Origin of the sequence: Microbacterium sp. SMR1 (assembly GCF_003289625.1) — a bacterium.
In the GTDB taxonomy this organism is placed as follows: Bacteria; Actinomycetota; Actinomycetes; order Actinomycetales; family Microbacteriaceae; genus Microbacterium; species Microbacterium plantarum.
The window spans coordinates 1-20,678 of the sequence record NZ_QMBN01000001.1 but is presented as its reverse complement, the minus strand read 5'-3'; the positions used below and the strand labels follow the sequence as shown (position 1 = coordinate 20,678).

The 20,678-nt window shown below is 70.0% G+C and carries 21 protein-coding genes; 8 read left to right on the top strand and 13 right to left on the bottom strand.

The genetic code is table 11. The features are described 5' to 3' along the window. Positions 1-18: 18 nt before the first annotated feature. Together modA and DO944_RS00100 are read right to left on the bottom strand one after the other, a co-directional pair. A complete protein-coding gene (gene modA, locus DO944_RS00105; protein WP_240309683.1) occupies positions 19-804 on the bottom strand; it encodes a molybdate ABC transporter substrate-binding protein in 786 nt (261 codons plus the stop codon). A 3-nt stretch (positions 805-807) separates the two neighbouring features. Further along, a complete protein-coding gene (locus DO944_RS00100) occupies positions 808-1,200 on the bottom strand; it encodes a molybdopterin-binding protein (RefSeq protein WP_112613545.1) in 393 nt (130 codons plus the stop codon). A gap of 119 nt (positions 1,201-1,319) precedes the next feature. Here DO944_RS00100 and DO944_RS00095 point away from each other — a divergent pair, with 119 nt between their 5' ends. From DO944_RS00095 to DO944_RS00080, 4 genes are read left to right on the top strand one after another with little or no spacing between them, the layout of a single operon-like run. Next, positions 1,320-2,423: a ThiF family adenylyltransferase gene (locus DO944_RS00095; protein ID WP_112613543.1), complete on the top strand. Its 1,104-nt coding sequence runs from the start codon at positions 1,320-1,322 to the stop codon at positions 2,421-2,423. Then, a complete protein-coding gene (gene glp / locus DO944_RS00090) occupies positions 2,411-3,670 on the top strand; it encodes a gephyrin-like molybdotransferase Glp (RefSeq protein ID WP_309300081.1) in 1,260 nt (419 codons plus the stop codon). The genes DO944_RS00095 and glp overlap by 13 nt, the downstream gene beginning before the upstream one ends. A 4-nt stretch (positions 3,671-3,674) precedes the next feature. Then, positions 3,675-4,154, top strand: a complete 480-nt coding sequence (moaC, locus tag DO944_RS00085; RefSeq protein WP_112613541.1) for a cyclic pyranopterin monophosphate synthase MoaC — start codon at positions 3,675-3,677, stop codon at positions 4,152-4,154. After that, positions 4,154-4,387, top strand: a complete 234-nt coding sequence (locus tag DO944_RS00080; protein ID WP_112613540.1) for a MoaD/ThiS family protein — start codon at positions 4,154-4,156, stop codon at positions 4,385-4,387. Before moaC ends, DO944_RS00080 begins: the two co-directional genes overlap by 1 nt. A 21-nt stretch (positions 4,388-4,408) precedes the next feature. Here the strand turns inward: DO944_RS00080 and DO944_RS00075 are convergent, their stop codons facing one another. The 3 genes from DO944_RS00075 to DO944_RS00065 are packed head-to-tail and all read right to left on the bottom strand — an operon-like array spanning position 4,409 to position 6,923. After that, entirely contained in the window at positions 4,409-4,837 is a 429-nt protein-coding gene (locus DO944_RS00075) for a molybdenum cofactor biosynthesis protein MoaE (RefSeq protein ID WP_112613539.1), read from the bottom strand. Then, positions 4,837-5,313, bottom strand: coding sequence for a molybdenum cofactor biosynthesis protein B (locus DO944_RS00070; protein ID WP_112613538.1), 477 nt, complete (start codon positions 5,311-5,313; stop codon positions 4,837-4,839). The genes DO944_RS00075 and DO944_RS00070 overlap by 1 nt, the downstream gene beginning before the upstream one ends. Continuing rightward, positions 5,310-6,923: an SDR family oxidoreductase gene (locus DO944_RS00065; protein ID WP_112615008.1), complete on the bottom strand. Its 1,614-nt coding sequence runs from the start codon at positions 6,921-6,923 to the stop codon at positions 5,310-5,312. Before DO944_RS00065 ends, DO944_RS00070 begins: the two co-directional genes overlap by 4 nt. Before the next feature lie 241 nt (positions 6,924-7,164). Here DO944_RS00065 and DO944_RS00060 point away from each other — a divergent pair, with 241 nt between their 5' ends. Continuing rightward, complete coding sequence (locus DO944_RS00060; protein ID WP_112613537.1) at positions 7,165-8,640, top strand: MFS transporter; 1,476 nt, start codon at positions 7,165-7,167, stop codon at positions 8,638-8,640. A gap of 41 nt (positions 8,641-8,681) precedes the next feature. Here the strand turns inward: DO944_RS00060 and DO944_RS00055 are convergent, their stop codons facing one another. From DO944_RS00055 to DO944_RS00045, 3 genes are read right to left on the bottom strand one after another with little or no spacing between them, the layout of a single operon-like run. Beyond that, positions 8,682-10,586 (bottom strand): helicase HerA-like domain-containing protein, encoded by a 1,905-nt coding sequence (locus DO944_RS00055; protein WP_396651997.1) that lies wholly within the window; start codon positions 10,584-10,586, stop codon positions 8,682-8,684. Positions 10,587-10,596: 10 nt separating this feature from the next. Then, positions 10,597-11,256, bottom strand: a complete 660-nt coding sequence (locus DO944_RS00050) for a phosphatase PAP2 family protein (RefSeq protein WP_112613536.1) — start codon at positions 11,254-11,256, stop codon at positions 10,597-10,599. 58 nt (positions 11,257-11,314) lie between these two features. Continuing rightward, positions 11,315-12,544 (bottom strand): multidrug effflux MFS transporter, encoded by a 1,230-nt coding sequence (locus tag DO944_RS00045; RefSeq protein ID WP_094262140.1) that lies wholly within the window; start codon positions 12,542-12,544, stop codon positions 11,315-11,317. Between the two features lie 252 nt (positions 12,545-12,796). Between DO944_RS00045 and DO944_RS00040 the strand changes: the two genes are divergently transcribed. Together DO944_RS00040 and DO944_RS00035 are read left to right on the top strand one after the other, a co-directional pair. After that, positions 12,797-13,501: a DUF3105 domain-containing protein gene (locus DO944_RS00040; protein ID WP_112613535.1), complete on the top strand. Its 705-nt coding sequence runs from the start codon at positions 12,797-12,799 to the stop codon at positions 13,499-13,501. Continuing rightward, positions 13,498-14,193: a DUF305 domain-containing protein gene (locus tag DO944_RS00035; RefSeq protein ID WP_181574108.1), complete on the top strand. Its 696-nt coding sequence runs from the start codon at positions 13,498-13,500 to the stop codon at positions 14,191-14,193. Before DO944_RS00040 ends, DO944_RS00035 begins: the two co-directional genes overlap by 4 nt. Positions 14,194-14,229: 36 nt before the next feature. Here the strand turns inward: DO944_RS00035 and DO944_RS00030 are convergent, their stop codons facing one another. The 3 genes from DO944_RS00030 to DO944_RS00020 all read right to left on the bottom strand — a co-directional run bounded on the left by DO944_RS00030 (position 14,230) and on the right by DO944_RS00020 (position 17,971). After that, entirely contained in the window at positions 14,230-15,201 is a 972-nt protein-coding gene (locus DO944_RS00030) for a carbohydrate ABC transporter permease (protein ID WP_112613533.1), read from the bottom strand. Then, entirely contained in the window at positions 15,201-16,538 is a 1,338-nt protein-coding gene (locus DO944_RS00025; protein WP_112613531.1) for a carbohydrate ABC transporter permease, read from the bottom strand. Before DO944_RS00025 ends, DO944_RS00030 begins: the two co-directional genes overlap by 1 nt. Positions 16,539-16,648: 110 nt before the next feature. After that, positions 16,649-17,971, bottom strand: a complete 1,323-nt coding sequence (locus tag DO944_RS00020; protein ID WP_181574107.1) for an ABC transporter substrate-binding protein — start codon at positions 17,969-17,971, stop codon at positions 16,649-16,651. 269 nt (positions 17,972-18,240) lie between these two features. Here DO944_RS00020 and DO944_RS00015 point away from each other — a divergent pair, with 269 nt between their 5' ends. After that, on the top strand, positions 18,241-19,290 hold the full coding sequence (locus DO944_RS00015; protein WP_112613527.1) for a LacI family DNA-binding transcriptional regulator: 1,050 nt from the start codon (positions 18,241-18,243) through the stop codon (positions 19,288-19,290). Between the two features lie 74 nt (positions 19,291-19,364). Here DO944_RS00015 and rplL read toward each other — a convergent pair whose 3' ends face one another. Both rplL and rplJ read right to left on the bottom strand, forming a co-directional pair. Beyond that, positions 19,365-19,748, bottom strand: a complete 384-nt coding sequence (rplL, locus tag DO944_RS00010) for a 50S ribosomal protein L7/L12 (protein ID WP_023952029.1) — start codon at positions 19,746-19,748, stop codon at positions 19,365-19,367. 48 nt (positions 19,749-19,796) lie between these two features. Then, positions 19,797-20,285, bottom strand: a complete 489-nt coding sequence (gene rplJ / locus DO944_RS00005) for a 50S ribosomal protein L10 (RefSeq protein ID WP_112613525.1) — start codon at positions 20,283-20,285, stop codon at positions 19,797-19,799. Positions 20,286-20,678 lie beyond the last annotated feature (393 nt).

The window sequence follows — 20,678 nt, the reverse complement described above, 5'->3', positions numbered from 1 at the left end:
CGCCGGCCCCACCGCCGCTCACGGCGCCCCGAAGCCGAGACGGCGCAGCACCGTCTGGCCGTCTTCGGACAGCACGTAGGCGACGAACTCCGCGGCGGCCTCGGGCGACCGCGCGTCGGCGAGCGCCGCGATCGGGTACCGGTTGACGACTCGCTCAGCGCCGGCGACCTCCACCGTCTCGACATCGCCGGTGAGGGCGGCATCCGTGACGTAGACGAGGCCGGCATCGGCCTCACCGCCCGCGACCTTCGTCAGCACCGCGGTGACGTTCTGCTCGTAGCTGTCGACGCTCGGAGTGACACCGGCGTCGCTGAGAAGCGTCTCCGAGGCCGCTCCGCACGGCACCGCCTGTGCGCACAGCACGACGGTGCGGTCGGCGTCGGCGAGGTCTGCCAGGCCGGTGATCGAACCGGGGTTCCCGGCCGGCACCACGAGTGTGAGCCGGTTCGTCGCGAAGACGTCCGGGGCGGCGGCGAGCCCGGCGTCGACGACCTTCTGCATGTTCGCCTCGTCGGCCGAGGCGAACACGTCGCCGGGGGCTCCCTCGATCAGCTGCGTCGCGAGCGTCGACGACCCGTCGTAGCTGATGGGCGAGATCGTGACGGAGGGATGCCGCTGCTCGAACTGCGACGCCAGCTCGTCGAATCCCGTCTTCAGCGACGCGGCAGCGAAGACGGTGACCTCGCCCGAGACCTCGGATTCCGCGGTGCCCGGCCCCGACTCCGCGACGCCGCCCGCGGCGCACCCCGCCAGGAGGAGCATGACAGCCGCGAGGGCGGCGACGGTGATTCGTCGTGTGCGCACGGCTCAGTCCTTCGGAGTCTCGACCACGACCGTCGTGGCCTTCACGACCGCGACCGCGAGCGATCCGGGTTCGAGCTCGAGTTCGCGCGCCGCCTCGGCCGACATGAGCGACACGATGCGGTGCGGTCCCGACTGCACGTCGACCTGGGCCATCACCCCGTCGATCTGCACGCGGGTGACAAGGCCGACGAAGCGGTTGCGGGCGCTCGAGAGTCGGTCGGAGGGGTCCGCCGCGGCGGAAGCGAGCTCGACCGCGTGCGCGGCGAGCGCGTCGCCGGGCACCCTCGCCGGGCTGTCACCCGAGACCGGAAGGACACCCTGCTCGATCCAGCGGCGCACGGTGTCGTCGCTGACTCCGAGCAGGCGGGCCGCCTCCGAGATGCGATACGTCGTCATGGGCCGAACATACCCGCAACTGCGGAAGAGGAGGGCCGAATCCGCCGCATCCGCGGATGCTCGCCCGGGTCCCACCCGCGCCCGCCCCGGCTACCCCTATGCGCGTCTAGCCTGATCCCATGACCCTGCCGCCCCTCGTCGATCCCGCCGAGACCCTGTCGAATCGTGAGCGCGAGCGCACCGCGAGGCATGCCGTCCTCGCGGGCCTGGGCGACCAGGGTCAGCGACGGCTGGCGGCGGCCCGCGTCGCGGTCGTCGGCGCCGGCGGTCTCGGCTCGCCGGTGATCCTCGCCCTCGCCGCCGCCGGGGTCGGGACGATCACCGTCATCGACGACGACGTGGTCGAGTACGCCAATCTCCAGCGGCAGGTGATCCATCGCGTCGACGACGTCGGTTCACCGAAGGTCGCCTCCGCGGTCCGAGCCGCCACCGCATTGTCGCCCGAGACCCGGATCGAGACGCGCCGCGAGCGGCTGGATGCCGATAACGCGTCGCGTCTGCTGGCGGGGAGCGACCTCGTCATCGACGGCACCGACACGTTCGAGACCCGCACCGTCGTGGCCGCGGCATGCGCGGCACTCGGGCTGCCGCTCGTCTGGGGCGTCATCCAGGAGTTCCACGCGCAGGTCACCGTCTTCTGGACCGCGCCGCCGGCAGGCGTTCCGGCCGTCGGCCTCGACGACCTCTACCCCGCGGGCAGCGCGGACGACCTGCCGACGTGCGCCGAGGTGGGCGTGCTCGGGTCCCTCTGCATGACGGTGGGCGGAATGCTCGCGACCGAGGCGATCAAGCTCATCACCGGGGTCGGCGAACCGCTCCTCGGCCGGCTGGTCGTCGTCGATGCCCTCACCGGCACCCAGCGCGAGGTGCCGCTGCGCGCGGCGTCGAGTGCGGCGTCCCCGGCCGCGGTTCCTCCGCCCCCTGCAGAGCCGAGACGGACGGCGGCACCCGAGGTCGATCTCGAGCAGCTCCGAGCGCAGCAGTCCGTCGGCGCGGTGGTGCTCGATGTGCGGGAGCCCCACGAGACGGCGACCGGTGTACTGCCCGGCTCGGTGCTGGTACCGCTCGGCGAGCTCCTCGCTGATCCGAGCCTCGTCGGTGCCGACCGGGTCGTGGTGGTGTGCGCGCACGGCATCCGCGCCCATCGCGCTGCGGATGCCCTCCGGGGCCGCGGTGTCGCGGCATCCGTGCTCGCGGGCGGGCTCGCACGGTGGCAGTCGTGAGCGGCGGGCTGCGCACCGTCGAGGAGCAGCTCGCGGACGTCCTCGCCGCCGTCCGCCCGCTGCCGACCCGCACGGCCGGGCTCGCCGACGCCGCCGGCTGCGTCCTGCGCGAGGCTGCGATCGCGCGCGGGGGGATCCCCGACTTCGACAACTCGGCGATGGACGGCTTCGCGGTGCGCTTCGACGATGTCGCAACGGCGTCCGCCGAGCGTCCCGTCGACCTCGCGGTCATCGCCGATCTGCCGGCGGGCACGGCGGACGATCCGCATCTGACCCCCGGCGAGGCCGCACGCATCATGACGGGCTCCCCGGTGCCCAGCAGCGCCGACACCATCGTGCCGTTCGAAGACACCGCGGGCGGCCTCGATGATTCGCTGACGACCGCACGCGTGCTCGCCGCCCCCGCGAGGCGGGGCATGTTCGTCCGGCGCGCACACGACGACATCCGCCCCGGCGACACGGTGCTGGACGCCGGGACGCTGCTCGGCCCGCGGCAGCTGGCGGCCCTCGCCGCCGCCGACATCGCCCGGGTCACCATCTCGGAGTCCCCGCGCGTCGTCGTCATCTCGACCGGCAGCGAGCTCGTCGAGCCCGGCTTCCCACGCATCCGCGGACAGATCCCCGAGTCGAACGGCCTGCTGCTCGAAGCGCTCAGCCGTCAGGCGGGCGGTACGGTCATCCGCCGCGTGCACGTCGACGACGGCGGCGCCGCCTTCCGGCACGAGATCGCAGCGGCCACGACCGGCGGATCCCGAGCGGACGTCGTCATCACCTCGGGCGGGGTGAGCGCGGGCGCCTACGAGGTCGTCAAGACCGAACTGGGCGACGCGCTGCGTTTCTCGCGGGTGGCGATGCAGCCGGGCAAGCCGCAGGCCTTCGGGGTCCTGCCGTCGGGAACGCTCGTCTTCGGCCTGCCGGGCAACCCGGTGAGTGCGGCGGTGTCGTTCGAGGTGTTCGTGCGCCCTGCCCTGCTCGCCCTCCAGGGCCGCTCCGACCTGCGGCGGCCGGCGCTCCGGCTTCCCGCGGCCGAGTCCTGGCGCACGCCACCGGGTCGCCGGCAGTACCTGCCCGCGGTGGTCGACCGCACCGACCCTGCAGGATGGTCCGTGCGCCCGGCGACACCGGGCGGCTCGGGCTCGCACCTCGCGGGCGCACTCGCCCTCGCCGAGGCGTATGCGGTCGTCCCGGAGGAGACGGCCGTCGTCGAGCCCGGCGACCTCATCGACGTCGTGCTGCTGGAAGGATGAGGGCATGAGCTTCACACACCTCGACGACGCCGGTCACGCCCGCATGGTCGACGTCACCGCGAAGCAGCCGACCGTCCGCGCGGCGACTGCTCGCGGATTCGTCCGCTGCTCGCCCGAGGTGGTCGCAGCGCTGCGCGACGGCGCCGTGCCGAAGGGCGACGTCCTCGCCGTCGCACGCATCGCCGGCATCCAGGCTGCGAAGCGCACCCCCGAGCTGCTTCCGCTGGCGCATGTGATCGGCGTGCACGGCGTCGTCGTCGACCTCGACATCACCGACGACGGCATCGAGATCGAGGCGACCGCACGCACCGCCGACCGCACCGGCGTCGAGATGGAGGCGCTCACCTCGGTCTCGGTCGCCGCCCTCGCCGTGGTCGACATGGTGAAGGGCCTCGATAAGGCGACCTCGATCGAGAACGTCCGCATCACCGCGAAATCCGGTGGCCGCAGCGGCGACTGGCGACGTCCCGGCGAGGACGCCTGATGGCCCGCGTGCGCTACTTCGCCGCCGCCGCTGAACGCGCCGGCCGGAACGAAGAGCATCGCTCCGAGACGACCCTCGGCGCCCTGCGCGACGCGTTGTCGCGCGAGATCACTGGGCTGGCGGCCATCCTGCCGAAGTGCGCCATCCTGGTCGACGGCGCACGCGTCGCCGACACCACCGAGATCGGACCCGACGTCACCGTCGACATCCTGCCGCCCTTCGCGGGCGGCTGAGATGGCCCGGGTTCGACGTGATCAGCCGCCGATCCCCTTCCACGCCGTCGTGCCGTCGGCTTCGATCTGCTGCTTCCAGATCGGCAGCTCGCGTTTGATCGCCTCGATCAGCTCGCGGCAGACGTCGAACGCGTCGCCCCGGTGCGCCGTGCCCACCGCGATGACGACCGCGGCGTCCCCCACCGCGAGGTCGCCGATGCGGTGACTGACCGCGACGATGCCGTCACGGTCGCCGAGGGCCGCCTCAGCGATGGCTCGGAGCGTCGCCTCGGCATCGGGATGTGCCTCGTAGTGCAGCGCGGCGACCGTGCCCGCGGCATCCGGGTCGTGGTCGCGCACGGTGCCGACGAAGCTCGTCACCGCTCCGACGGCGGATGACTCGACGGCCTCGAGGTGCTGGGAGACGTCGAGACGCTCCGCGGTGATGCGGGCGATGCGGATCTCGCCCATCAGTGATCGTGCCCGTCGAGCTGGGCGACGACGTGCCCGGCGATACCCGTCACCACGTCCATGCCGGATGCCACGGCGCGCGGCGACCCCGGCAGGTTCACGATGAGCGTTCGGCCGGCCACCCCGGCACGTCCGCGTGAGAGCACCGCAGTGGGCGTCTCGGCGATGCCGCGGCGTCGCAGCTCTTCGGCCACACCCGGCAGCTCGCGCTCGATGACCTCGCCGGTACCCTCGGGAGTCTCGTCGCGCGGTGCCACGCCGGTGCCGCCCGTCGTGACGATCAGGCGCGCTCCGTCGGCGATCGCGACGCGCAGCGCCTCGGCGACGGGGGCGGCTCCGTCGGCGACGACCACCGCATCGCCACACTCCCACCCCGCGGCGCGCAAGGCCTCGACGGCGACCGGGCCGGCCGCATCCGGACGCTCGCCGCGCGCTGAGCGGTCGGAGACGGTGATGACGACGGCGGAGCGGCTCATGACCCCACCCTAGAAGCGTCCGCGCCCGCGGGGGCGGTGTCATCGTCGGCGTGGGTGTTCTCGACGGCGATCCGCCCCTCCTCGACCTTCCCCTCGGCCATCTCCGTGATGCGCGTGGCCATCGCCGTGAAGATGAGCCCGTGGAACGGCAGCACACCGAGCCAATACAGCCGCCCGGCCAGTCCGCGCGGGAAGAAGATCGCGCGCTGCTCATACCGGGCACCGCCATCCCGCGGTGCGACTTTGAGCTCGAGCCAGGCCTCCCCCGGCACCCGCATCTCGGCACGCAGCCGCAGCAGGCGGCCCTCCTCGACGGCCTCGACGCGCCAGAAGTCGATCGCATCCCCCACCCGCACCTTTCCCCGGCTGCGGCGGCCGCGCGCGAGGCCGATGCCGCCGACGAGACGGTCCATCCAGCCGCGGATCTCCCACAGCGCGCGAGCCGAGTACCAGCCGTTCGTCCCGCCGATGCCGGCGATCACCTCCCACAGTCGCTCGGGCGACGCGCTCGTTTCGGCGGAGCGCTCGTCGGTGAACACGGTGCGGCCCGCCCATTCGGGGTCGCTCGGCAGCGGATCGCTCGGCGCGCCGAGCACGTCGGCGTCCTGCCAACTCGTCTCGACCTCGTCGGCGTCCACCCGGCCCAGCGCCAGCCGCACGCTCGTCCGGTACGACGTCAGGCCGCCCTCGGGCTGCGGGATGATGTCGTCGATGTCATGGTCGTCCATGACGCACTCGTTCTGAAGCGACGCGATGAGCGGGCGGGCGATGGCGCGCGGCACCGGCGTCACGAGGTTGACCCAGTGGGAGGCCAGCCCGGGCGTCAGCACCGGCAGGGCCGCGATCGCGCGCTGCCGCAGGCCCGCCTCGAGGGCATAGCCGTTCATCATCTGTCCGTACCGCAACACGTCGGGACCGCCGATGTCAACGGCTCGGTTCAGCTCAGGATCGACGCGGGCTGCGCCGAGCAGATAGTGCAGGACGTCTCGCACGGCGATCGGCTGGATGCGGTTGCGCACCCACTTCGGCGCCGGCATGTACGGCAGCACATCGGTGAGATGACGCACCATCTCGAACGACGCCGACCCCGACCCGATGACGACTCCCGCCTGCAGCACGAGGGTGGGCACGCCGGACTCCAGCAGAATCTCGCCGACCTCCACGCGCGAGCGCAGGTGCGGCGAGAGTTCCGCATCTGCGGGGTGCAGGCCACCGAGATAGACGATGCGCTTCACGGATGCCGCCGCCGCGGCGTCCGCGACCGTGCGGGCGGCCCGCTCGTCGGCCTCCTCGAACCCGGCCCCCGCTCCCATCGAGTGGATGAGGTAGTAGACGACATCCACGTCGTCGACAGCCTCGGCGACGGCATCCGCGTCGTCGGCCGAGCCGCCCACGATCTCGACGGCGTCTCCCCATGGGAAGCTGGCGACCCGCTCGGGCGTCCGTGCCAGCACGCGCACGCGGTACCCCGCCGCGACGAGGCGAGGCACCAGCCGTCCGCCGATGTACCCGGTGGCGCCGAGGACGAGGGCCCGCGGGGCGGATCCGTCCGGTCGGGGCTGCGCCTGCAGCTCGGGCTCGTGTCCGGTGGGTGCGGTCAGCTCGGTCATGATCAGACGGTAGGCGTCCGTCGGCCCCGTCCGACACGACTTGACACGTGACGGATGGACGGTCGCCGGCCGGGCGTACGGGCCGTTCGCCTCACGCGCGCGCGATAGGCGGCGACGCACCGGACCGCAACGCCCGTCCTCGAGGTTGCGCACGACCCCGCACCCGGGTCTACGCTCCCGTGAGCGAAGGACAGTCGTCTGGCGACCCGAGCCCGGCGGCGCTGCCGGAGGAGAATCGAATATGTCACGCACGCGCACCAAGCGGCCTGCCCGCCGACGTCTCGAGGTCGACGACGTCATCGTCGTCGAACGCAAGAAGGTACGCACCGCGATCTCGGGCACCGTCGTCGGCAACTTCATGGAGTGGTTCGACTTCGGGATCTACGGCTACCTCGCCGTGACCCTGACGGTCGTGTTCGCGGAAGACATCCCCGACCCGTGGGGCCTTCTCGTGACGCTCCTCGGCTTCGCCGTGTCGTTCCTCGTGCGTCCCCTCGGCGGGATCGTGCTCGGCCCGCTCGGCGATCGGATCGGGCGCCAGAAGGTCCTGTTCCTGACGATGGCGATGATGGCGACCGCGACCGCGCTCATCGGACTGCTGCCGACGTCTGCGCAGATCGGTATCTGGGCTGTCGTCCCCCTGTATGTGCTGAAGATGGTGCAGGGCTTCTCGACCGGCGGCGAGTACGCCGGGGCGTCGACGTATGTGACCGAGTTCTCCCCCGACCGCTCGCGCGGCTTCTGGGCGTCCTGGCTCGACGTCGGCTCGTACGTCGGCTTCGCCGCAGGTGCCACGGTCGTGGCCCTCACCACGCTCATCACTCAGGGCCTCTGGGGCCCGGACGCGATGGTCGACGGCGGCTGGCGCATCCCGTTCCTCGTCGCCATCCCGCTCGGCATCGTCGCCATCTGGTTCCGCCTGCGCATCCCCGAGACCCCGGCATTCGAGCAGGAGTCGGAGTCGGCCGCGGCGGCCAGCAAGGACGACCCGATGGCTCGTCACGGCATCGGCGGCATCCTGCGCCACCACTGGCGGACGATCCTGGTCGCCGTGGCGATCGTCGCCGCGACCAACACGGCCGGCTACGCGCTGACCAGCTACATGCCGACCTACCTTGAGAAGGAGGTCGGACTCTCGAACCTCTCGGCCGCGGTGGCGACCGTGCCGGTGCTGATCGTCATGTCGGCGACGCTGCCGTTCGTCGGGCGCCTCAGCGACCGGTTCGGCCGGCGCCGCATCTACGCTTTCGCGATCGGCGCCTCCCTCGTCCTGACGGTCCCCGCCTTCGCCGTCATGCAGATCGGCGAGCTGTGGGCCGTGTTCATCGCGCTGGGCATCATCGCGGTACCGGTCGCACTGTTCGTCGCGATCTCGGCGAGCGCCCTGCCGGCGCTGTTCCCCACCGCGACCCGCTTCGGCGCGATGGGCATCGCGTACAACCTGGCGGTGTCGCTCTTCGGCGGCACGACGCCGTTGTTCAGCCAGGCGCTCATCGAGTGGACGGGCAACACCTACATGCCCGCGTTCTACATCATGTTCTTCTCGGCGCTCGCGGCCGTCGCGCTCTTCGCGATGCGCGAGACGGCGCAGCGGCCGCTGCTCGGGTCGGTGCCGACGGTCGAGACGATCGCCGAGGCCGAGGCGCTCGTCGCCGGGCAGGACGACGATCCGCGCATCGACACCTCGACGATGCCACTCGACATCATCCGTCCCTGAGACGCCCGCGTCCCGGGCGCGCCATCAGCGCCGTCCGGTGCTCAGCGCCGTCCGGTGCCGAAGATTCCCCGGATGACGCCGGTCAGCACCTCCTGGGCCGCGCGCGAGCCGAGGATCTGCTCCGCCGGCGTTCTCCGGCGCGAGCGCGTGTTCGAGGTCATGCTGCGCAGCATCCGGTCGTACTCGCGACGCTCCTTCGCCTCGTCGGCCGCGGCTTGCTTGCGGATGGCGGCGAGCTGCTTCGCGTAGGCGGCGTCGGCCTTCGCGCGCAGCTTCGCGGCATCCTGCTCGGCCTTGCGGCGCGCGGCCTCGGCCTCGGCCGCATCGAGAGCAGCTTGAGCGGCGTTCATGCGAGCGGTGAGGATCTCGCGCGCCGACTCGCGATCGATCGCCTCGGCGTACCGCGGCCGGATCTCGGATGCCGACACGCGGGCCGCGACCTCCGCTGCCGTCGCCGGCGACATCGAGGCCTGCGGCGCACGGAGCCGCGTCCATGCGACGGGCGTGGGCGCGCCCTTCTCGTTCATCACCGTGACGATCGCCTCGCCGGTGCCGAGCTCCTGGAGCACCCGCTCGAGGTCGTAGCCCGAGCGCGGGTAGGTGCCCACGCTCGCGCGCAGCGCCTTGACGTCATCCGGGGTGAAGGCACGAAGCGCGTGCTGTACGCGCGAGCCGAGCTGCGCCAGCACATCGGACGGCACGTCCTTGGGCGTCTGCGTGACGAAGAAGACGCCCACACCCTTCGACCGGATGAGGCGGACCGTCTGCACCACCGCGGCGAGGAAGTCCTTCGACGCGTCGCGGAACAGCAGATGCGCCTCGTCGAAGAAGAACACGAGCTCCGGCTTGTCGACATCACCCACCTCGGGCAGCACCTCGAACAGCTCCGCGAGCAGGTACATCAGGAAGGTCGAGTAGAGCACCGGGCGGTCGGCCACACCGGGCACCTCGAGGAGGGTGACGATGCCCTCGGCCGCGTCCGTGGTGCGCATCAGGTCTCGGACGTCGAACTCCGGTTCGCCGAAGAACACGTCCGCCCCGGCGTCGGCGAAGGTGATGAGTTCGCGAAGGATGACGCCCGCCGTCGCCTTGGAGAGTCCGCCGAGCTCCGCGAGCTCGGCTTTGCCGTCATCGCTCGTGAGGTAGGTCAGCACCGCCCGCAGATCGGCGAGGTCGACGAGAGCCAGGCCGTTGGCGTCGGCGTAGTGGAAGACGAGACCGAGGCTCGACTCCTGCGTCGCGTTGAGTCCGAGCAGGCGGCTCAGCAGCAGCGGGCCGAAGCCCGAGACGGTCGCGCGCACCGGCGTTCCCGACCCGCGGCCGCCGAGCGCCAGGAACTCGGTCGCGAAAGAACGCGGCGACCAGTCCTGCCCGATCGCGCTCGTTCGCGAGAGGAGCTTCTCACTCGGCTCGCCCGCCGTGGCCAGACCCGAGAGATCGCCCTTGATGTCGGCCGCGAACACCGGCACGCCGTTGGCGGCGAGCTGCTCCACGAGAACCTGCAGCGTGCGGGTCTTGCCGGTGCCAGTGGCGCCGGCAACGAGACCGTGACGATTCGTCATCGCCAGCGGGATCCGCACGGGCGCATCACGCTGCGGCTCGCCGTTCAGGAGCGCCCCGAGCTCGAGGGCGGGACCGTCGAACGTGTAGCCCCGGCGGATGTCGTCGACCTCGGATCCGTCAAGCGGACCCGCCGCCCCGGAGGGCTCGGCTTCCCCTGCCGCCGACGGCTCGGGTTCGCCGGTCGGAGTCGACGGCGCCGCGTCCCCGGCCGGGGCCGACCCGGCTCGCGCGGCAGCTGCCTCGGCGGTGGCCAGGGCGGCTCGAGCTCGGGCGGCGACGAGCGCGGCCTCAGCGGCTTCCGCTTCCGCACGCAGTCGTGCGAGATCGGCTGCGGCGATCGCGTCGTCGGAGGGCATGGCCGGGTCGTCGGGCGAGACGCTCATGCCGGCGAGCCTAGCCCCGCCGCTCTCGCACGGCGCGGCGCTCGCGTTCGAGCTGCTCGGTGAACATCGCGGCCACGATCAGGGCGACGCCGGCGCCCAGCAGCATCCCACCGACGGTGTCGGAGAGCCAGTGAGCGTGCACGACCGTACGGCTGAGCGCCATCAGCAGTGTCCAGACGATTCCGACGAGCGCGACCCAGACGCGCGGGAAGAGGATGATCGCGACGATCGCGATCGTGGCCGCATTTGCCGTATGCCCCGAGGGATATGAGCCCGCATCCGTCGTCACGAGGATGTCTTCGGGTCTCGACCGATCGACGAGGTTCTTGATCAGCTGGACCACGAGCGCGCTCAGCGCCGACGCCACGAGGAAATAGCCCGCAGCCCAGGGCCGTCGCAGCAGGACCAGAGCCACGGCGACCGCGATCGGGATCGCGAAGACGCCGACCCACGTGCCGCCGACCCGGTTCATCACGAGTCCGAACACCAGGCCGACCCCGCCGGGGTCGGCCGGCAGCGTCTCGTTCCACCACCGGTCGATCGCGAAGGGCTGGCCGAGCTGCGTGAACAGCCACCATCCCAGCAGCGCACCGGCCACCACCAGCGCGAAACCGATGGCGGCGCGGCGCGGCCAGAGTCGGCGGGGATCGGTCGGCGGAGCGTCGTTCATCCGTCCATTGTGTCGACGGCGGCGGATTCGACCCCGCCCCTTGCGCTGGGAGCAGCGATCAGGGAGAGAGCTGCGGCACGCTGCGCGGCCTCACGACGAGCCACAGCGAGAGGACCGCCACCACGGCGCACCCCGCCATCACCGAGGCCATCGTCGTCGCGGTGATGCCCGAGCCGCCCGAGATCCACGCCGCGAGCGGCGAGATGAAGCCGGCGACGCCGAAGTTGACGGCGCCGATCAGGGATGCCGCGGTCCCGGCGGCTCGGCCGTGACGGTCGAGAGCGAGCACCTGAACGCAGGGGAAGGTGAAACCGCACGCCGTGATGAAGAAGAACAGCGGCACGACCGTGCCCCACAGGCCCAGCCCCAGCTGGTCGGTGACGATGATGGTGGCCCCCGCGATGACGAGCACGGCGGTCGAGACCGCCATGACCCACTGCGGGCCGAAGCGGGCGGCGAGCCGCGACGCCGTCTGCACGCCCAGCACGACTCCGAGGGAGTTGACGGCGAACAGGACGCCGTACTGCTGCGGATCGAAGCCGTAGGTCTGCTGGAAGAGGAACGACGACGACGACAGGTATGAGAACAGTCCGCTGAAGGTCATGCCGCCGATGATCAGCACGCCGATGAAGATGCGATCGCTCAGGACGCTGCGGTAGCGCTGCCAGACCGTGGCGGAACCGCTGTCGCGGCGGCGCGCTTTGGGCAGGGTCTCGGGCACGAGGAAGAGCGAGGCGATCAGCATCACCGCGCCGTACGCGGCGAGCACGACGAAGATGCCGCGCCAGGGCATGACCGTCAGCAGGCCCGAGCCGACGAGCGGGGCGGCGACCGGGGCGACACCGGAGACCAGGGCGAGTCGGCTGAGCATCACCACGAGCCGGCGTCCGCCGAAGAGGTCGCGCACGATCGCCATCGCGACGACACCGCCCGCCGCGGCGCCGATCCCCATGAAGACCCGGGCGGCGCTCAGCAGCTCGAGGGTCGGGGCGATGGCGGCGGCCGTGCTCGAGAGCACGTGGAGCGCGGTCACGCACAGCAGCGGGACCCGGCGCCCCAGCTTGTCGCTGAGCGGGCCGACGATGAGCTGGCCCAGCGCGAAGCCGACCATCGTTCCGGTGAGCGTCAGCTGAATCGCCGCCGCCGTCGTCTGGAAGTCGGCCTCCAGCGCGGGGAAGGCGGGCAGGTAGAGGTCGATCGTGAAGGGCCCGAGCGCCGTCAGCGCGCCGAGCAGGATGATGTAGATGACGCGGCGTGAGGTCGGGATCGCGTCACCCGGATGCAGCATGATGGGCGCGGTAGCCGGGTTCGAGCCCAGCGTGCGGATCGCCCCGGTGGCGGAGGAGGAATGATGGGGAGGAGTTTCGGGCACGTCTTCTTCGTTTCGTGGCAGCAGCGTTTTTGAGCGACCTTCTATCGTAACCCGCCGCCGCTCCGCGTCGTTCGCGCCTCTCAGCTGATTCACCATTCACGCGCATAGGCTGGCTCCGCGCCGCGCGCGCTCCGACACTCCCCTTGCCCCCGAACCGAGGTCACAGCAATGACTCCGTCCGCCGACAAGCGAACGAGCGGCAATCCTGCCGCCCAGGCCCAGATCAACCTCACCGTCAAGCAGCAGCGCGAGCAGCAGAAGCAGGCCAAGCTCGCCGAGTACCAGAAGCAGCTGGCGAAGCGACGTCGCAGCAAGCTGACGTGGTGGGTCGTCGGCTCGACCGCCGCGGTCGCCGTGGTGGGCCTCATCGCCGCGTCGGTCATCCTCGCGCCTCGGCCCGTCACGTACGAGGCCGGCAACAGCACGGGTCGCGAGATCCCCGGCGTCGAGACGTTCCAGAACATCACGACGCACGTGGAGGGCACCGTCGAGTACCCGCAGAACCCGCCGGCCGGTGGCGAGCACAACCCGTACTGGCTCAACTGCGGCGTCTACACCGAGCCGCAGGCGAACGAGAACGCGGTCCACTCGATGGAGCACGGCGCCGTCTGGATCACGTACGACCCGGCCCAGGTATCGGATGCCGACATCGAGACCCTCGAGGGCTACATGCCGAGCACGTACGCGCTGCTGACGCCGTACCCCGACATGGACACCCCCATCGCCGTGAGCGCCTGGAACGCGCAGCTGAAGGTCGACTCGGCCGACGACGAGCGCATCCGCGACTTCTTCACCGAATACTGGCGCAGCCAGAACGTCCCCGAGCCGAACGCGATCTGCTCGGGCGCGATCGACGGCCCCGGCAAGGCGTGACGGACGACGTCACGGCGGAGACGGGCGCGCAGGTCCCCGACCCGTCATCCACCGGCTTGCGCTGGTGGGCGGTGCTCCTCATCGTCCTCGCGGTCGCGGGCTCGGCATTCGCGGTAGGACGATTCTCCGCCTTCGGCACCTCCCCGTCGGTTCCCGGCGGCTCCTCCCCCGAGGCCGGGTTCGCCCGTGACATGCAGGTGCACCACACGCAGGCGATCGAGATGGCGATGACGATCTATCGCAAGACCGAGGATGAGGGCATCCGCACCCTCGCCTTCGACATCGCCACCGCGCAGGCGGGCCAGCGCGGCGAGTTCTACGACTGGCTCGTCCAGTGGGGGCTGCCGCAGGCATCCACCGCGCCCCTCATGCAGTGGATGGTCGGGCACCCCGCTCACAACCACGGGACTCAGGCGCAGCAGCCGAGCGACGAAGAGCTCCGCGCCGAGATGGGCATGGCCACGCCCGCTCAGCTGGCGCAGCTGGATGCCGAGACCGGGGTCGCCGCCGACTGCACGTTCCTCGGCCTCATGATCCGGCACCACGAGGGCGCGATCCCCATGGCGCAGGCTCTCGTCGACCTCGGCAGCGACCCGCGGGCCGTCCAGGTCGCCGGCGGCGTCATCGAGACGCAGAGCGCCGAGATCGACCTGATGCGCTCGATCCAGCAAAGACTGGGGTGCGAGGGCTGACAGCCCCCGCACCCCAGCGGCATCCGATCCTGCCGATCAGCCCTTCGTCGCACCTGCCAGCAGGCCGCGCACGAAGAAGCGCTGCAGGGCGAAGAACACGATCAGCGGCACGATGATCGAGATGAAGGTTCCCGCCGACTGCAGGAACCAGCGGTTGCCCCACGTGCCCGACAGCGAGTTGAGCGCCTGCGTGATCGGCAGCGCGCCCGGCGACGCGAAGATCGTCGCGACCAGCAGGTCGTTCCACACCCACAGGAACTGGAAGATCGCGAACGATGCGATGGCCGGGGCTGCCAGCGGGACGATGATGCGGAAGAAGACCTGCCCGTGGCCGGCGCCGTCGACCCGCGCCGCCTCGATGATCTCGCCCGGGATCTCGGCGATGAAGTTGTGCAGCATGAAAGTCGCCAGCGGCAGGGCGAAGATCGCGTGGGCGATCCAGACGCGGGCGAAGCTGTACTGCACCTCGTTCAGGCCGAAGCCGGGGAAGATGGGCACGTCGTTGATCGTCAGGCCCTCCGAGAAGAGGCTGAGCAGCGGAACCAGGGCCATCTGCAGGGGCACGATCTGCAGTGCGAAGACGAACACGAACAGCGCACTGCGGCCCTTGAAGTCGATCCAGGCGAACGCGTAAGCGGCGAGGGCTGCCATCACGATCGGGAACACCGTCGCGGGGATGGTGATCGCGAGCGAGTTGATGAACGCCGACGCGAGCGTCGTGGACGTCCCTCCCGACGTCAGCGCCTCGGCGTAGTTGTCGAGGGTGAACTCGGGATTGGTGAAGACGGTCCACCAGCCGGTGGACTGGGTGTCGGCACCGGGTCGGAACGACGTCACGAACAGGCCGAACGTCGGGATCGTCCAGAAGACGGCGATGATGACGGCCGCGATGGTCGCGCCCTTCGACGTCAGCTTCTTGTGGGCGATCGCCTCGTTGCGGCGGGTGTCGCGCGCCACTTGGCGCTTGGTGCGGGTGTCGACGGGCGCGGCCGGGGCTGCAACGGTCATCAGCGGATCTCCCTCTGCTTGGCCATCGATCGGGCGTTGTAGATGATCAGCGGCAGGACGAACAGGAACAGCACGACGGCGAGCGCGGACGAGTGCCCGTAGCTCTGGAATCGCTGCTGCTGGTTGACCATCTCGAAGCCGAGCACGGTCGTCTCATCGCGACCGCCGGTCATGACCGCCACGATGTCGTACACCTTGAGCGACGCGATCGTGATGGTCGTGAGGACCACGATGAGCGACGACCGGATGCCGGGCACCGTGACGTTGCGGAACCGCTGCCAGGCATTGGTCCCGTCCAGCTGCGCCGCCTCGAGCTGCTCGGTCGGCACCGCCTTGATCGCGGCCGAGAGAATCACCATGGCGAATCCGGTCTGGGTCCAGATGAACACCACCAGGAGCATGAGGGTGTTGATGACCGGCTTGATCGCGAGCCACTGGATCGGATCGCCGCCGAATGCCGTGACGATCGCGTTGAGCAGGCCGACCTGCTCCCCCTGGCGGGCGTCGTACATGAACTTCCAGATGATGCCGGCGCCGACGAACGAGATCGCGACGGGCATGAACACCAGGACCTTCAGGACCTTCTCGCCGCGGGCACGATCGATGAACACCGCGTACGCCAGGCCGATGGCGACGGAGATCGTGGGAGCGAGGAGCGCCCACAGGATCGTGTTGACGACCGAGGCCGTGCCCGTTGGGTTCGTGAACACCCAGAAGTAGTTCTCCAGGCCCACGAACTGCTCGCCCGACTTGTCGTAGAACGACTTGAAGATCGTGGCGATCGCGGGGTAGATCAGTCCGAGCGCCAGCATGATGCTGGCCGGGGCCATGAAGAGGATGAGCTGGAACAGATAGCCCGCGCCCTGACGCGACCGGAAGTCCGCGAAGAAGAGCAGCGCACCGACGAGCAGCGCGATCGCGACGACGTAGAGGACGGCGTTGGCGTAGGGCCGCAGCAGCAGGAAGGCGAGCACCGGGATGACCAGGCACGCGACGAGCCGCATGATGAAGTAGCCGCGACCCGGGCGGGGCGCGTACTCGATGAGCACCAGGATGATGCCCACGACGAGCCCGAACACGGCCAGGATGACGGGGATCTGGATGAGCGGGTTCATCGCGCCCAACCAGAGGAAGAAGCTGTTGAGCGAGAACCCGATCGTGATGCGCGACGATTCCTCGCTCGATCCGGTGAAGATCAGCAGCAGGAGGATGGCGACGATCAGGGCGAATCCGGCGGCGACGATGATCCGAGTGATCGACCGCCCCTTCGGATCGGTGGCGTGCGTGGTGGTGGGAGGTTCGGTGTCGACGGGTCTGTCGACGGTCGTCTGCGACATGTGGATCCCCTTCTGAGTACAGCGGCGTACCCGGGCGGTACGGACGGGAGGAGCGGGGCCGGGCTTGTGCAGCCCGACCCCGCTCGGCTCAACCGATCGTCAGGCGACGATCAGTTCTCGTAACCGGCCTGGATGTCGGACAGGACCGTCTCGGTGTCCTTACCGTCGATCCAGTCGACCATGCCCTTCCAGAACGAGCCCGAGCCCACCGTGGACGGCATCAAGTCGGATGCGTCGAAACGGAAGACCGTGGTCTCGTCCTGCAGCGTCGTCATGGCTTCCTGGAGGAACTCGCTCGAGGCGAGCGAGGGGTCGGCGTTCTTGTTCGCCGAGATCACGCCGCCGAGCTTGACGCGCGCGTCAGCGAACTCGGGCGAGGCCATGAACTCGAGAACCTTCTGCGTCGACTCGTCGTCCGAGAACGCGGCGACGAACTCGCCGCCGCCCTCGACCTGGAGCTCGCCTTCGGTGTACCCCGGCGTCAGGAACGCGTAGACGTCACCGTCGGGAGCGACCTCGGGGGTCGCGCCGTCGGCGGTCTGCACGTCGAGGAAGTTCGCCGACAGGAACGAGGCCTGGTGCGTGAGGGCGCAGTCACCGCTGGCGACAGCCGCGGCCACGTCGCCGAACGCGGTCGAGTTGATGCTCTTGACGTCTCCGTAGCCCGCGTTGACGTACTCGGGGTTGAGCAGGATCTCGCCCACCGCGTCGAACGCGGACTTGATCTGCGGGTCGGTGAACTTCACGTCACCGGCCACCCACTGGTCGTACACGTCGGGGCCGGCCTGGCGCAGGACGAGGTCCTCCACCCAGTCGGTGCCCGGCCAGCCCGAGGCGGCGTCGGAGGCGAAGCCGGCGCACCACGCGGGACCGCCGGTCGTCTGCACGATCTTGTCGGTGAGAGCGATCATCTCGTCCCACGTCTTGGGAATCTCGACGCCCCACTCGGCGAACTGCTTCGGCGAGTACCAGACGTAACCCTTCAGGTTCGCGAGCATGGGTGCCGCGTAGAAGGTGTCGTCGAACGTGCCGTACTGCTTCCAGTCGGGCGACCAGTTCTCGTCGACCGCGCTCTCGACCGCCTCGGTCGCGGGCAGCACCTTGCCGGTCTCGACGAGCGTCTTCAGCAGGCCGGGCTGCGGGACGATCGCGATGTCGGGGGCGTCGCCACCGGTCACCTTGGTGACGATGTTGCCCTCGAACGACTTGTCGCCGGTGTACTCCACCTTGATACCGGTGTCCTCGGTGAACTGCGCGAACGACTCGTTGAGTGCGTCAGCCTCACCACCGGTGATGCCGCCCGAGATGCGGACGGTCGTCTTCGCGTCGCCGCCGCCCTCGCCGCCACCTTCGGCGCACCCAGCCAGCACCAGTGCTGCCGCGCCCATGAGGGCGACGGGGGCAAGAAGACGGTATCGCTGTGACAATGCCATGTACTTCTCCTCTATCGGGATCACCGTTCACCCAGAGGAGCCTTGTCCGCATCCATTGGGGAACCGATTCCAGGACAACCTACTGTCCCGCCGAGTCCGGCACAACCAGCGGAATATCACGGAATGACAACCATCCCACGTGGTAATGAGCGAGGCCGTGGGAGCGCTCACACTGGAGGCGCCTGGAACCGGTTCCCGGTCGCCGTCGAAACCGCTACGCTCTGGTGGGAGTCCCCCGGCAGGTCTCCCCGAACGGACGAGGAGGTCCCATGAGCACCATCGCCGACGTGGCCACCCGTGCAGGGGTGTCGAAAGCGACGGCGAGCCGCGCCCTCACCGGACGCGGGTACGTGTCCGACGAGACCCGCAGGCGCGTCGCTGCCGCAGCACAGGAGCTGTCGTATGTCGCGCACTCGTCGGCGATGAGCCTCGCGACCGGTCGCACGCAGACCGTCGGCGTCGTCATGCCCCACGTCAGCCGATGGTTCTTCGGAGAGGTTCTCGAGGGCATTCAGGCGGCTCTCCTGGAGCACGGCCTCGACCTGACCCTGTACGACGCTCGCCCGGGGACGGAGACGCGGCGCCGGGTGTTCGAGGACTTCCTCGCCCGTCGGCGCTTCGACGGTGTCATCGCGGTGGGCCTCGAACCTGCCGAGAGCGAGCTGGACGCACTGCTGGCGCTGGGAAAGCCAGTCGTCAGCGTCATCGGCACCGAGGGCGACACCAGCCTCGTCACGCTCGACGACGCGCACGCCACCGCTCTCGCGACCGCGCACCTCGTCGAGCTCGGGCATCGCCGCATCGCGTTCCTCGGTGGTACCGACTCCACGCACTGGCCTCACGTCGAGTCCGAGCGATACGCCGGCTACGAGTCGGAGATGCGTCGCGCCGGTCTCGCCGACGAGATCTCGCGGGTGCCGGCCGAGCTCTCGATGCCAGCCGGGTACGCTGCCGCGGTCGACCTGCTGAGCGACCCCGCCGCCCGACCCACGGGAATCGTCGCGGCCTGTGACGACGTCGCGATCGGAGCGATCATCGCCGCCCGCCGTCTCGGCATCCTCGTCCCGTCGTCGCTGAGCGTCGTCGGCATCGACGATCACGTCAATGCCGAGATGTTCGCCCTGACGACGTTGCGACAGGTCCCCCACGAGCAGGGCCGGGCCGCCGTCGAGCTGCTCCTGCGCCACATCGAGGACCCCGCGGCCGACACCGTGACGATGCGGATCAAGCCGCGCATGGTGGTCCGGGGGACGACGGCGGGAGCACCCGGACACAGCTCCGTCGCCGTCCGCGACTCGACCCTCTCCCGCCGGGACTGAGACCGGCGCAGACGACGACGGCCCCGGATGCTGCATCCGGGGCCGTCGTGCTGCTCTCGAGTGAGAGCGGGGAATTACTTGAGGGTGACCGTCGCGCCGGCCTCTTCGAGAGCGGCCTTCGCCTTCTCGGCGGTCTCCTTGTTCGCGCCCTCGAGGACGGCCTTGGGAGCACCGTCGACGACAGCCTTGGCCTCGCCGAGGCCCAGCGAGGTGAGCTCGCGGACCGTCTTGATGACCTGGATCTTCTTGTCGCCGGCAGCCTCGAGGATGACGTCGAACGAGTCCTTCTCCTCCTCGGCCTCAGCGGCACCAGCGCCACCAGCGGCGCCGGCAACGGCGACGGGGGCAGCAGCGGTGACGTCGAACTTCTCCTCGAACGCCTTCACGAACTCGCTGAGCTCGACGAGGGTCAGGCCGGCGAACTGCTCGAGCAGCTCCTCGGTGGAAAGCTTCGCCATGATGTATCTCCTAGATAGATGGGGTTGGTGTAAGAGCTCGCCTGTCGCTCACGCGGCGTCGGCGGTCTCCAGCTTTTCGCGAAGCGCGTCGATGGTGGCGGCAGCCTTGCCCATCGTCGCCTTCATCATGCCCGCGGCCTTGGCCAGCAGAACCTCGCGGCTCTCGAGCGAGGCGTACTTGTTGACCTCGTCGGCGGTGAGGGCGTTGCCCTCGAAGATGCCGCCCTTGATGACGAGGAGCGGGTTGGCCTTGGCGAAGTCACGCAGAGCCTTGGCGGTGGCGACGAAGTCGCCGTGCACGAACGCCACGGCCGAGGGACCCTTGAGGTCCTCGTCGAGCGCCGTGATCCCCGCGTTGTTCGCGGCGATCTTGGTCAGCGTGTTCTTCACCACGGCGTAGTTCGCGTCCTGACGGATGCTGTTGCGCAGCTGCTTGAGCTGGGCCACCGTCAGACCGCGGTACTCGGTCAGCAGAACGGCAGTCGAGTCCTCGAATGACTTCGTGAGCTCGGCGACCGATGCGTCCTTCTGCACCATGGTCACTCCTTGATGTGTGCCTGACGCCCCGCGGTGGCGGAGCGCCGGCCTCGACCAGCCCCGGACATGACAAAAGCTCCGGCGCAGAGGCACGGAGCTCGGTTCCCGAAGGAGAAGTTCAGTGTCACCTGCGCGGGCCCCTGCAGTGCAGAGCTTCGATCACGAGTGCGCTCACGCGCACACCGATGACCAGCGGTCTTTGGCTTACCCCCACCATACCCCCACACCCCCCATCCCCCAAATCCCCCCACTCCTCCGCCGAGTGCACGGCATCCCGCCCACTGCACGGCACCGCTACGCAGCGTGCCCGTGCACTCGGCGCGAGCTCGTTCGCTCGGCGCCGGCCGCGAGTCCTGCACATGTGGGGGTGGGGGTGGGGGTGTCCACACATGG